At 48.1% G+C, this 12,734-nt stretch carries 8 protein-coding genes and 1 pseudogene; 5 read left to right on the forward strand and 4 right to left on the reverse strand.

Annotated features, from left to right (window positions below; all coding sequences use genetic code 11):
- Nucleotides 1-411: 411 nt before the first annotated feature.
- The 4 genes from HMPREF0673_RS11610 to HMPREF0673_RS11625 all read right to left on the reverse strand — a co-directional run bounded on the left by HMPREF0673_RS11610 (nucleotide 412) and on the right by HMPREF0673_RS11625 (nucleotide 5,002).
- The gene (locus tag HMPREF0673_RS11610; protein WP_007902679.1) at nucleotides 412-1,650 is read right to left on the reverse strand and encodes a hypothetical protein; all 1,239 of its coding nucleotides are present in this window, start codon (nucleotides 1,648-1,650) and stop codon (nucleotides 412-414) included.
- A 13-nt stretch (nucleotides 1,651-1,663) separates the two neighbouring features.
- Nucleotides 1,664-2,659 (reverse strand): DUF4369 domain-containing protein, encoded by a 996-nt coding sequence (locus tag HMPREF0673_RS11615; RefSeq protein WP_007902680.1) that lies wholly within the window; start codon nucleotides 2,657-2,659, stop codon nucleotides 1,664-1,666.
- A gap of 95 nt (nucleotides 2,660-2,754) precedes the next feature.
- The gene (locus HMPREF0673_RS11620) at nucleotides 2,755-4,428 is read right to left on the reverse strand and encodes a tetratricopeptide repeat protein (RefSeq protein ID WP_007902681.1); all 1,674 of its coding nucleotides are present in this window, start codon (nucleotides 4,426-4,428) and stop codon (nucleotides 2,755-2,757) included.
- Between the two features lie 238 nt (nucleotides 4,429-4,666).
- Nucleotides 4,667-5,002 carry an HU family DNA-binding protein gene (locus tag HMPREF0673_RS11625; protein ID WP_172633663.1) on the reverse strand — a complete coding sequence of 112 codons (336 nt, stop codon included), beginning with the start codon at nucleotides 5,000-5,002 and terminating at the stop codon, nucleotides 4,667-4,669.
- A gap of 188 nt (nucleotides 5,003-5,190) precedes the next feature.
- On the opposite strand from HMPREF0673_RS11625, the gene HMPREF0673_RS11630 reads away from it, so the two are divergent.
- The 5 genes and pseudogenes from HMPREF0673_RS11630 to HMPREF0673_RS14930 all read left to right on the forward strand — a co-directional run.
- Entirely contained in the window at nucleotides 5,191-6,123 is a 933-nt protein-coding gene (locus HMPREF0673_RS11630; RefSeq protein ID WP_007902683.1) for a rhomboid family intramembrane serine protease, read from the forward strand.
- A gap of 242 nt (nucleotides 6,124-6,365) precedes the next feature.
- A complete protein-coding gene (locus HMPREF0673_RS11635) occupies nucleotides 6,366-7,229 on the forward strand; it encodes an endonuclease/exonuclease/phosphatase family protein (RefSeq protein WP_245544255.1) in 864 nt (287 codons plus the stop codon).
- 225 nt (nucleotides 7,230-7,454) lie between these two features.
- Nucleotides 7,455-10,457 carry a protein translocase subunit SecDF gene (gene secDF / locus HMPREF0673_RS11640; RefSeq protein WP_007902685.1) on the forward strand — a complete coding sequence of 1,001 codons (3,003 nt, stop codon included), beginning with the start codon at nucleotides 7,455-7,457 and terminating at the stop codon, nucleotides 10,455-10,457.
- 517 nt (nucleotides 10,458-10,974) lie between these two features.
- Nucleotides 10,975-12,105, forward strand: coding sequence for a site-specific integrase (locus HMPREF0673_RS11645; protein WP_007902688.1), 1,131 nt, complete (start codon nucleotides 10,975-10,977; stop codon nucleotides 12,103-12,105).
- Between the two features lie 180 nt (nucleotides 12,106-12,285).
- A pseudogene (locus tag HMPREF0673_RS14930) lies at nucleotides 12,286-12,734 on the forward strand (hypothetical protein); the annotation flags it as partial.

Consider the following 12,734-nt stretch of genomic DNA (forward strand, 5'->3'; position numbering starts at 1 on the left):
CCCACAGAATTCACAGAATACACAGAAGTTTATTACTGAAAAGAAACTCCCACAGAGAACTCTCAGGGGGTGCACTTGTCTCAAGTGCACCAATCAATAATAGGTTGTTAATAGGTTGTTAATAGGTTGGTGCACTTGAGACAAGTGCACCCCCAGGAAGGCGGAAGTTTATTGCTGAGAAGGAACTCCCACAGATTTCACAGATTTACACAGATGTAAGCAAAATGTTCTGTGTGTTCCGTGAATTCTGTGGGAGTAAATATCTGTGTAAATCCGTGAAATCTGTGGGAGTTCCTTCTCAACAATAAACTTCTGTGTATTCTGTGAATTCTGTGGGAGAACATTGCTGTAGCAGGCTGCGTGGGTATGGCAGGGATGCCATACCCCCTAATGTGGGGACAGGTGCCCCCATTAAAACTTCTTCAGCAGGAACGACGGCTTTACGCGCAGATAGATGCCAGCCGCAAGACTCACCTTATTATTATTGTTATACACCTTGTCGCCAACGACGAAGTCGTCTGTGGGCAGCGTGTTGAACACATCAGCCTGCACGCCCCATGAGAACCCCTTACCGAGTTCTTGTGCATAGCTCAGTTGAGCACAGACGGTGCGGTTGCGCTGCATCTGGAAGTCGCGGTTGTGTATACCCACCGAGCCGTAGAGAGGGTTGCCGAAGATAGAGATGAACTTCGAGCTGTCCCAGTAGGCACCGCGCAGACAGAAGCGCCAGATGTCAGCCTCCGCTTTCAGATATAGTCCTTTGCCATTGTCGAAGGGTAGGAGAGCACCCGTCATCTGTCGATAGTAAGCCACGTCAGCCTCTGCATTCAGGCGCGTAAGAATAGAGTTGTCGGTGTGTATCGTTACGCCGACACCTGCCGCTGCGTTCATCCATGTCTTCACCTGCCGCTGTTCGGCGTCAGGGTTTATCTCGCCACCGCGGTGCTGCATCACCACCTGCAAGGGGAAGTAGACATGCGTACGTCGCTCTGGACGGTTTGCCTTGAAGCGTGTTGACAGTCCGAAGGTGAACGCCTCCTGATGCGTGTCCTTGTCGAAGATGAAGCTCTCCCAGTTCACCCACACGTCGAAGTCGAGCGGTTTCGTCTGCCACTGCATCTGCACGCCCATCTCGGGGTCGGCCGAGAGAGCGTTCTCCTGATTGTAGAGCGGTTCGATGAGTCGGTGGTTCGCCCCACCATATATATTACCGAGTATGAGGTTGAAGTTTCGGCTCACAGCCAGTTGCACGTTGAAGAACGGTAGCAGATGGAAGCCCGTCTGCGTTTGGTCGCCCTTCCATGTTGCTATGTCGCTATAGTTGAGGTTAGGATATTTGTTTGCACCCCAATAGTGGAGCATACTAACGCCCACCTCCACGCGCAAGTTCTTCAGTGGCTGATAGCTCACCGTGGGCTGCAGGCGGTAGCCTGGCAGCGTGTATCCCTTCGAGAGGCATCCCTTATACTCATTGTCGCGGAAGAAGCACAGAGCGTCGAAGTTGAGTCGCAGCTCACCGCACGAGGCAGAGTCGATGCGGTGGCTGTTCTCGAATAGTAGCGAGTCGATATGTACGCTGACCTGTGCCTTAGCGTTAGCGGTCGTTAGCAGCAAAAGTGCCGCGGTAAGAAGTGTCGGTAAACGTTTCATTAGTTTCTTGTTACTACTTTCTAAGTTTCTTGTTTAGCTGTTCGATTGTGAGGTTTGTAGCCGTCACCTTTCCGTTTTCGATGACTATATTGTCGGGTATGTTCGACATGCCGAGGAGGTTGTATACATCGCCGTCTATCGACTTGCCGTCGCAGATGGTAATGACGTCTTCTATTTCTCTTGAGTTGAGTATTCTGCGACATTCAGCGCGCGAGTAGTCGAGACATATATTCACCACCTTGACCTCTCCTTTCGTCTCTTTCTGCAGTAGTGCCATGCTCTGTAGCATCGATATACTATTATAGTGCCATGATGCCCATGCCACCACTACTGTTGTGCCAGCGGTGGAGAGTGTGGCGTTGTTCACCGGCTTGCCATTGATGTCGTAAGCAGCGAACTTCGGAATACGGCTGTTTGTGGTGAGCGTTGTGCGGTTGTTTATGCTCTGTTGTAGACTTTTAAGAGAGTTGTTCTCGGGTTGATGTTCAAGCATGAGGTTTATCAGCTGTCGTGCAGTGGCGAAGTCGGGACGCTCCTTCTGCAGGAAGAAGTTGCGCACGACGTATGTGCTCACTATCGATTCGGGATGATCCTCTACGAACTGGCGTGCGTATTTCTGTATCTCGTTGGGTGAGGCGTTTGCAATCTGTTCGCGCAGTTGGTTCATCAGTTCGTTCGGCTTTGTGCCTTTCACCTTCATCTCTTTCAGGTGTGAAGCGTCGCCTTTTATGTCTACGCTCTTTCCTGGTGCAGCAAACACGGGTTGCTCGGTGAAGTTAGGGAACACAATCATCAGTGTCATCTCTTTCTTACACTCCACCTTATATGTAAAGCGTCCTGCTTGCACCTTTATAGTGTCGATACCCTTTAGGTTGCCATCTGGGCTATATACATAAAACTCGCCCTGATTAAGGTTCAGGAGCCTGCCGTCGATTTCGAAATGACGACTATCGGTTCCACATGACACCATAATCAGGGCGAGTAATGTCGCTATAATTGTTTTGTTCATTTTAGTCGTATGAACTGAAGTTAGAATAAGAAGGCTGAGAGCAATAACCCTCAGCCTTCATTTATTTTTAATTATTTAAAACGTCTTTCTACGTCTTACTTCAGAAGAGAGAGCTCCAAGTCCTTCTCAGCGTACTCCTTCAAAGAAGGATCCTTCTGGAGAGCCTCCTTGAGGTAAGAGTTAGCAGCGAACTTGTTGCCACGACGTGCAGCTATGATAGCGCGGAGGTAGTCGGTCATACCGTTCGGGTTAGCTACCTTGTCAAGAGTGCTTGTAGCGCCCTCGTAGTCCTTGTTCAGGATCTGAGCAAGAGCTGCAGTGTTTGTGTTCTGCTTGTTGAAGTCCTTGTCAGCCTGAGCGTAGTTGCCCTTAGCGATGTTGAGTGCGCCGAGAGCCGACTGTACGTTCTCAGAGCCAGAAGCCTTAGCAATCTGACGTTCTGCACCCTGTACGTCGCCCTCGATGAGCGAAATGAGACCGAGGTTAGCCTGTGCCTCCGGAGTAGATGAACCGAGAGAAGTAGCCTTCTGAGCGTACTGCTTAGCAGCTGCTACGTCGCCCTTAGCGAGTGCAAGAGCAGCGAGGTTGTTGTAAGCGCGGTAGTCGTTCGGGTAAACCTCTGTTGTCTTCTTGTAGATTTCCTCCTTCTTAGCTGCCGACTCCTCGAGAGTAGCAGAGTAGAGAAGCTCATCAACGCTCAGCTTAGTAGCGTCGCTGCTGTACTGCTCCTTGATCTGGTCGTCGCTACGGCCGATTGTCTCATAGTTGACGATGAGGCGTGAACGGCGAAGTTCCGGGAGGATGCCGTCAGCAAGCTCCTGGAAGCCTGCAGACATGTTGCGGATCTGCTGCTCGCGCTCCTGTGGGTCGCTATACATAGAGAGCACGCGGAGGATAACCTCCTTGTCCTGAAGATTAGATGCTGCAACGAGCTTCTGGAAACCGTCCCAGTCCTGTGCTGTATAGTGAGCGTCGATAGCTGCGTCTACCTTTGTCTTCTTCAATGTACCCTTAACGTACTTCTCTGACTCGTTCTGACGGTTGCCAGCGAGCTTATCGTTGAACTTAACGCCACCATCTGGTGAAGCGTAAGCCTGGATCTCTACGTTCTGTACGTTGTAGCCTTCCTTGTCAGCGTTGATCTTCTTAAGCAACTCAACAAACTCCTTAACAGAGTTGTTCTTGAGCTCGCTCTTGCGGATGTTAGCCTGGTTGATGAGGAACTTGATGTTAGCCTCCTGCTTAGCAGCGTTTACGCGCTGGAATGCGTCAGGAGCGATGCAGCCACTCTCAGAAACGAGAGTCTTCTTGTAGAGCTCTGATGTAGCGATAACGCCATCAGCTACCTTCACTGCAGGTACGTCGAACTGCTTCTTGCCGATGCGTGCGTCGAATGTGAGGTACATCTCGCTCTGCTGCATCTCTGGAACGTACTTGAAGTTAGACTTCATTGTGTAGCGACCACCTACCTTGTAAGAGATAGTCTGATCGTTGCCCTTTACTTTCTCACCCTGGAAAGTAGCACTCTGACCCTTAGCTACCTGACCGTCAGCGTAGCGCAACTCTGGAGTAACTGTGACAACAGCCTTCTTCTTCATGTACTTCTCTGGGAATGTTCCGTTGATTGTAGCTGGAACATCGCCTGCGTTTGCCTCAAGTGGGTTAGGGATAACTGTGAAGTTGTCCGCTGAGAGCGGTCCAAGCTTCGAACAAGATGTCATGAACAGCATTGTAGCTGCAGACAGTAAAAGAAGATTGTTTTTCTGCATAATTTGTATGAAAATATTAATTGATATATCTATTAGTGTTATTACACACGCTTAATGCGTGTACGTGTACATAATAATGTGCTACAAAGATACGCACTTATATTGTTTGCGACAAAGACAACTGTATTTAATTATGTTTAATTAACGATATGAATAGCTTCTTAACTCCTATAATAATAAAAAGACAGCAGAGATAAGTCTCAGCTGTCTTTTTATGTTGGTTTTTGATTGATTTGGCTTAGTTGAGAGCGTCTGAAAGCTCGGCACCTGCTTTGAACTTAGCAACCTTCTTTGCTGCAATCTGAATCTTCTCACGAGTGCGGAGGTTCATGCCTTCGCGAGCCGGGCGCTCGTTAACACTGAATGTACCGAAGCCGATGAGCTGTACCTTATCACCCTCAACGAGAGCTGTCTTGATTGCTTCTACTGCAGCTTCGAGAGCCTTCTTTGCGTCAGCCTTGCTGAGTTCAGCACCTACTGCTATCTTCTCTACTAATTCTGTCTTGTTCATAATTCTGTTGTATTTAAATTGTTTATAAATGTTAGTTTTCTCTGAGTTTGAAGAGCTAAAAATGTGTAACTCACACTATTTCAGTGACAAATTTAGAGTTTTCCTTTCATAAATCAAACAAAAAACAGAAAAAAGTGCATAATTAATTGAAAAAAAAAGCGTGAAGAGCCTGTTTTATGCCTTTTTACGTGGATTTTTCGTAATTTTGCCACTCTAACGATGCGATATTTACAAATATATAAAAATGTGATATGAATAATATTCCAACGATAACAAAAAACTTACTTATTGTGAATGTAGTGGTATTCTTAGCCACTTATTTATTTAGAACTATGGGTGTAGACCTCAACAATGTTTTAGGTTTGCACTTCTTTCTTGCGCCCGACTTTCACATCTATCAGCTCTTTACATATATGTTCGCTCATGGTGGTTTCAGCCATATCTTCTTCAATATGTTTGCGCTGTGGATGTTCGGCTGTATCGTTGAGCGCACTTGGGGACCGAAGAAGTTTCTCACTTATTATATAGTGTGCGGAGTAGGCGCTGGTCTGTTTCAGGAGTTGGCACAGTTCGCGCAGTTCTATTTTATAGCAAGCGAACAACTTCCTCACTTCACATTGGCTCAGACAATGAAAGTAGCTAATGCCAATGCCGCCTTCCTTAACCTTTGGACCACCGTGGGTGCATCGGGTGCTGTCTACGGCATACTTCTCGCCTTCGGTATGCTCTATCCTGAGGAGCGCATCTTTATATTCCCGTTGCCTGTGCCTATCAAGGCAAAGTGGTTTGTGATGGGTTATGCTGCGATAGAATTGTTCATGGCTTACTCTTCTACGGGCGACGGAGTGGCTCACCTGGCTCACTTGGGCGGTATGGTGTTCGGTTTCTTCCTCATTCGCTACTGGCGACGCCACCCCGACATTCGCTACAGTCGTCGCAGCGGACAGCAGTTCTTCGACTCTATGCGTGCCTCGTGGGAGCGTCGCACGGGGCGCAAAGATCGTGGCGGTGTGTTTACTAATAGTGCAAATACACGCCGTGAGAGCGATTGGGACTACAACGCACGCCGCAAGGCAGAGCAGGAGCGAATGGACGAGATATTGGATAAGATACGTCGTAATGGTTACGAGTCGCTAACGCGTGAAGAGAAACAGCAACTCTTCGATGCAAGTAACAGAAAATAAAAACAGACTTACACGCTTTGAAAAATATAAAATCAATAATCTTTCGCATCGTCGCCGCATTCAATGTGGTGACGGTGTTCTTTATGTTAGCTATAGGATATAGCGACAGGGTTAACCCTACGGCTCATCCGTTGATAGCTAACATTGGGCTTGTATTCCCCTTGTTTTTGCTGCTTAATATAGCATTTCTCGTCTTTTGGTTGTTGTTTTGTAAGCGTGGGGCACTCATCTCGTTAGTCGGAATGATAGTATGTTTCGGTCCGGTGCGCACTTATGTTCCGCTGAATGTTCCGTCTTCGGCTCCTGAGGATGCGTTGAAGATAATGTCGTACAATGTATTCTGCTTTTCTACGTGGACCGACTTGTCGCAGCCATGCGCTATAGCCGATTATATGTTGGAACAGGACGCTGATATAGTTTGTTTGCAGGAAGCTGATGTACAATGGGCAAAGCGTGTGAAGATAGACTCGTTGTTGGACGTGAAGTATCCTTACAGCAAGTATAGTGGCTCGAAAAATCCCAAAGGAGGCGATGCTGTCGGTATATATAGTAAGTTGCCGATAGTAGGGGAGGAATATATATCCACCGAAGAGGATACATATAACGCCGTATCTTATGCTCTAAAGACAGGTGAAAAGGACACTACGCTTGTTATTGTAGCCCACTTCCAGGTTACCGGATTGTCGCCCGAAGACCGTACACGCTTTAAGTCGATGTTGAAAGGTGACATGGAAAGCGATGAAACAAAACAGGAAACACATCGCCTGTGGAACTTGCTTGGCGAGTCGTCAGCGAAACGTGGACCACAGGCAGACGCTGTGGCTGAATACATTGAGCATCATAAGCATCAGAGCATAATCCTTGCAGGCGACTTCAACGATTCGCCCATATCCTATACCCATCAACGCTTAGCTAAAGAACTCACCGACTGTTATGTAGCTACGGCGAATGGTCCTGGTATATCTTACCACTACAACGCTTTCTACGTGCGCATAGACAACATTATGTGCTCCGACCATTGGAAACCCTATGAATGCAAGGTGGACAATAGCATAAGTGCATCCGATCATTATCCGATTGTATGTAAGCTGCAAAGGGTAAAATAGCAATGAGTATAGGGGTGATGAAACCACTTTAGAAAGTGCTTTTTCACCTTATATATTATAAAAATATTTAAAAACTGGACTTTTATAAGTGTTTTAAACTCTTAAACCTCTGCAAAACAAAGAAATAAAGCTATAAATTTCGGTTTAACTGAAAAAATCTGTAACTTTGCACGCTATCTGTATACACAGCGAAAAAATAATAATAACAAAAAATAAATCAAAAAAATGCAGAACAAAGGTATTGTAATTGTAACAGCCGTCCTTTTGACGCTTGCAAGTATCTTCTATCTCTCGTTCTCGGCTGCCACAAAGTACTATGACAGCCAGGCTGCGAAGATAAAGGATCCTATCGCACAGCAGGACTACAAGGACTCCGTGAAGTATCTTGGCATCTACTCTTATCAGAAGTGTCTCGAAACACAGATCGGTCTCGGTCTTGACCTTAAAGGCGGTATGAACGTCATCCTTGAAGTGAGCGTTCCTGATGTACTCGAGAACCTCGCCGACCACAAGGTAGACGCAGCTTTCGTTAAGTCGATGAAAGAGGCTCGCGCAGAGCACGAAGTATCGCAGAGCGACTTCATCACTCTCTTCGTCAACGCTTTCAAGAAGAACGCTCCGGGACGTCATCTCTCAGAGATCTTCGCTACACAGCAGCTCCAGGGCAAGGCGTCGCCTAACTCTTCTGACAAGGAAGTAGAGAAGGTGCTCCGTTCAGAGGTGCAGGCAGCTATCGATAACTCGTTCCTCGTCGTACGTACACGTATCGACAAGTTCGGTGTCGTACAGCCTAACATCCAGAAGCTCGAGGGTCAGCAGGGTCGTATCATGGTAGAAATGCCGGGTATCAACGAGCCGGAGCGCGTGCGTAAGCTCCTCCAGGGTAGCGCAAACCTTGAGTTCTGGGAGACATACAACTCAGACGAAATCATCCCTTACCTCTCACAGCTCAACCAGCGCGAGGCTAACCACCGCTCTGGTGCCAAGGAGGAAGTAGCCGACTCGGCTGCTACCGACACAGCAGCAGTAGCAGCAGCCGAGAAGGTAGAAGCTAAGGCAAAGGCAGCGTTCAAGACAAAGAAGGACGCTAAGGCAGACGACGCAGCAGCTATGGCTGAGGCCAAGAAGCAGAACCCGCTCTTCTCTGTGCTCCAGCCTTCTGGCAACGGTGCGCTCAGCCTCGTAGGCTACGCTTCGGCACGCGACACAGCAGAGGTAAACAAGATTATCTACTCGGCTCTTGCTAAGCAGATACTCCCCGCCGACTGCCGCCTCCTTTGGAGTGCTAAGCCAGCTGACGGCATCCAGGCAAAGAATATCTATGAGCTTCACGCTATTAAGGTGACAACCACCAACGGCCGCGCTCCTATCGAGGGCGACGTAGTGACCGACGCTAAGGACCAGTTCAACAACCTTACTGGCTCGCCTGAGGTTTCAATGACAATGAACTCTGACGGTGCACGCCGCTGGGCAGCCCTCACAAAGGCTAACGTAGGCAAGGCAATCGCTATCGTACTCGACGGTACAGTTTACTCTGCTCCGCGCGTAAACGGCGAGATTTCTGGCGGTCAGTCGTCTATCTCTGGTAACTTCACAATCGAAGATACAAAGGACTTGGCTAACACTCTTAAGTCTGGTCGTATGCCGGCTCCGGCACACATCGTTCAGGAGGAAGTGGTAGGTCCGACACTCGGTGCACAGTCAATCCAACAGGGCTTCATCTCGTTCATCTTCGCCTTTATCATCTTGATGATCTATATGGTAGTGATGTACGACTTCATCCCGGGTATGGTAGCTAACGGCGCCCTCCTCCTCAACCTCTTCTTCACCATGGGTATCATGGCATCGTTCCAGGCAGCTCTTACAATGCCAGGTATCGCCGGTATCGTGCTCGCCCTCGGTATGGCTGTAGACGCCAACGTGCTTATCTACGAGCGCACCAAGGAGGAACTCAAGAAGGGTCTCGGCACAAAGCAGGCACTCTCGCTGGGTTACAGCAACGCCTTCTCAGCCATCTTCGACTCTAACTTGACATCAATCATCACAGGTATCATCCTCTACGTGTTCGGTACAGGTCCAATCCGCGGCTTCGCTACCACACTTATCATCGGTATCTGCTGCTCGTTCTTCACCGCAGTGTTCCTCACACGCCTCGTTTACGAGAACCGTCTGAAGCACGACAAGTGGACAAAGCAGAACTTCTCTACACGCGTATCACGCAACTTTATGGCGAACAAGAACTTCGCGTTCATGTCGTCATATAAGACATCATTCACAGTGTTCGGCGTCGTAATCCTCATCATGCTCGGCAGCTTCTTCGTACGTGGCTTGAGCAAGGGTATCGACTTCACCGGTGGTCGCAACTACGTAGTGGTGCTCGAGAAGCAGACAGAGCCTGAGCAGGTGAAGGAAGCCCTCGTACCGCTCTTCAAGGGCGCAACAGTTAATGCTCTCGCACTCGGTACAGACGGCAAGACAATCCGTATCTCTACCAACTACAAGATTGAGTCGAACAACCCCGCCATCGACAACGAGGTTGAGGACATACTCTACAAGGGTCTCCACGGCGCTGGCCTCGTAACTCAGGGCAGCGTTGAGGCATTCAAGAACCCTGACGTACGCGCAGGCGGCTCAATCGTATCGTCTACAAAGGTAGGTCCGGCTGTGGCTAAGGACATCACACACGGTGCTATCATCAGCGTACTCTTCGCCCTCGCAGCCATCTTCGTCTACATCCTCGTGCGTTTCCGCAACGTAGCGTTCTCAGTAGGCTCTACAGTAGCCCTCGCCGTAGACGCAACAATCGTTATCGGATTCTTCTCACTCCTCTGGGACGTAGTGCCGTTCTCACTCGAGATCGACCAGACCTTCATCGGTGCTATCCTTACCGTTATCGGTTACTCTATCAACGATAAGGTGGTTGTGTTCGACCGTATCCGCGAGAACCTCACACTCCACAAGAAGATGGATCTGCAGGAGCTCTTCAACAAGTCGCTGAACGAGACCCTCGCACGTACTATCAATACATCGTTCTCAACACTCATCGTGCTGCTCTGTATCTTCTGCTTCGGCGGTGAGAGCACTCGCAGCTTCTCGTTCGCAATGTTGCTCGGTGTAATCTTCGGTACACTCTCTTCTATCTTCATGGCTGCTCCGGTGGCTTACCTCACACTCGGTCGCAAGATCAAGCACGATGAGGCTGCTCTCGAAGCCGTAGAGGTTAAATAAGCAGACAATTAGTTAATATACTATATATACAAGCGTGGCGCTCATACAGAGTGCCACGCTTTTTTTATACTTTTGCATATCGTAGGATGCATGTAGGAGGCTACGGCATTCCTGCCGTAGCCATTGCAAATAGTTGTAACAATTTTATTTCAGTCGCCAAGGGCTACGGCAAGAACTGAAAGTCAGCGGCGCGTAGCGGAAAGCTAATGCCGTAGCCTCCTACCAACCTTATCGTATCGATTCTTGTATATACAGAGAGTAAGAGTCTTCAGGGAGTGACTTTGGATTATTACCAATAAAGAACTATACGTATATTGATTGAAAATAAAATCCAAATAAATATATATAAATAGGCTTTATATCAATGGTTTAAATAGATATTTGAGTTTTCAGTTGTTTTCTGTACTTTCATTACTTTTGTTGTTTTTAGGTACATTTTTGTTTCTTGTTTGTTTCTTGGTTTCGGTTTTTATTTGTATATTTGCGATAGGAAAACAACAAATGAAAGGACACAGTTATGCCACGAGTAAAGAAGCCTAAAAAAGTAAAGGAACCTATCCGCCTTCGGACAAAAGATTTGGCTGACGGCTGCAAGAGTTTGTATCTGGATATATACCGGAACGGTAAAAGGTCATACGAGTACTTGAAGATGTACCTTGTTCCGGAAACGGACAGCAATGCCCGGCATCAGAACGAGATAACAATGGCTGCTGCCAATGCCATCAAGTCAAAACGCATCATCGAGCTGACCAGCGGTGAAGCCGGGATTGTGAACCACGTGGAGAAGGTTTATCTGCTGGACTGGATGAACACCTACAGGGAGAACCAGAAAAAGCGAGGCAAAAAAGGTATAGACCACATAAAGTCTGTTATCCGCATCCTACAGGAGTACGCCGGAGACCGATATACCTTGGATCGGGTTGACTTGTCTTTCTGCCAGGGATACATTGACTTTATGCTGACAGCCTACCGCTATAGAGGGAAACTGATAGCGGCTTCTACCCGTAACACCTATTATCAGATTCTAAACGGCGCCCTGAATGCAGCCGTGCGTGCCAAACGCATGCTGCGGAATCCGTTTAACGAAATGGACAAGTCGGAAAAGCCCAAGATGCCGGAAAGCGTACGTTCATATATGACCATCGAAGAGGTACGGGCATTGATTGCCACTCCGATACAGAACGAGGAAGTCAAGAGAGCCTATCTGTTCTCCTGCTTCTGCGGACTGCGAATCAGTGATATCGTAGGATTGAAATGGAAAGACGTTTTTCTTGACAACGGACAATACCGTCTGTCGGTGGCCATGCAGAAGACGAAGGAGCCGATATACCTCCCTCTCTCCAACGAAGCTTTGAAGTGGATGCCTGAACAAGGTAACAAGACAGGTAACGATTTTGTGTTCCATTTGCCGGCTCACATCAATGTATGTCTTAAGCCGTGGGCCGTCAAAGCCGGGATTACCAAGCATTTCACCTTTCACACCGCCCGCCATACATTCGCCACAATGATGCTTACTTTGGGAGCGGATCTGTACACCGTTTCCAAGCTGCTCGGTCATACATCCGTAAAAATGACGCAGGTTTACGCCAAGATTGTCAACAAGAAAAAAGATGACGCGGTGAACCTGACGAACGGCCTGTTTGACTGAGATTGTCGCATAACTCATATATGTGTTTGATTTTTGCAGACGCTTATTGGGGTGTTGTTTTCGGAAAACAGACAGATAGCCGGGGCAACACCCTTCTTGACTATATTATAAATTCTTTAAAATTATCCAAAATGAAAAGACCTGACAAAGGCCCTCTCTCTTTTTGGAGGGAATGAACATCTGCACCATTTCGTGACAGAACAGGATGCAGCGCAGGAACTTTATGCCCTGATCGCTGAAGCAAGAACCTTGTATCTCCGTGATGTTGTCACGGGCAGCAAACAGTATCACCGTTATGCGGAGGATTTCGTGAACAGCCACCGGTACATCGACTGCGACCGTGCAGCGTGCCGGAACTGCCATGAGATGAACATCCACGTCCTCAAAGGGATGCTGCATGACTGCGCTCATCTTATCCAACCGCTCTTTGCAGCCACGGACTTCTCGTTTGAGAAGTGCATGGAGGTGAAGCAGACGTATGACACATTCTCACCTCCGGTGCCTCCGGTCACGCCCCGTGACCCAGAGATACCTTGGGAGCGTCCGCTTTCGCTGGAATGCAACCTGACCCGGAAACAGATGATAAGTATAACGGCCTGTGCCAATGCTTATCATCTGTTTTGCGTTTC

Origin of the sequence: Leyella stercorea DSM 18206 (genome assembly GCF_000235885.1) — a bacterium.
Taxonomy (GTDB): Bacteria; Bacteroidota; Bacteroidia; order Bacteroidales; family Bacteroidaceae; genus Prevotella; species Prevotella stercorea.

Bases quoted from the DNA above. Each gene is read 5' to 3' on its own strand.
- HMPREF0673_RS11610 (WP_007902679.1), bottom strand. From the start codon at position 1,650: ATGAAACGTTTACCGACACTTCTTACCGCGGCACTTTTGCTGCTAACG.
- HMPREF0673_RS11615 (WP_007902680.1), bottom strand. From the start codon at position 2,659: ATGAACAAAACAATTATAGCGACATTACTCGCCCTGATTATGGTGTCA.
- HMPREF0673_RS11620 (WP_007902681.1), bottom strand. From the start codon at position 4,428: ATGCAGAAAAACAATCTTCTTTTACTGTCTGCAGCTACAATGCTGTTC.
- HMPREF0673_RS11630 (WP_007902683.1), top strand. From the start codon at position 5,191: ATGAATAATATTCCAACGATAACAAAAAACTTACTTATTGTGAATGTA.
- HMPREF0673_RS11635 (WP_245544255.1), top strand. From the start codon at position 6,366: ATGATAGTATGTTTCGGTCCGGTGCGCACTTATGTTCCGCTGAATGTT.
- secDF (WP_007902685.1), top strand. From the start codon at position 7,455: ATGCAGAACAAAGGTATTGTAATTGTAACAGCCGTCCTTTTGACGCTT.
- HMPREF0673_RS11645 (WP_007902688.1), top strand. From the start codon at position 10,975: ATGCCACGAGTAAAGAAGCCTAAAAAAGTAAAGGAACCTATCCGCCTT.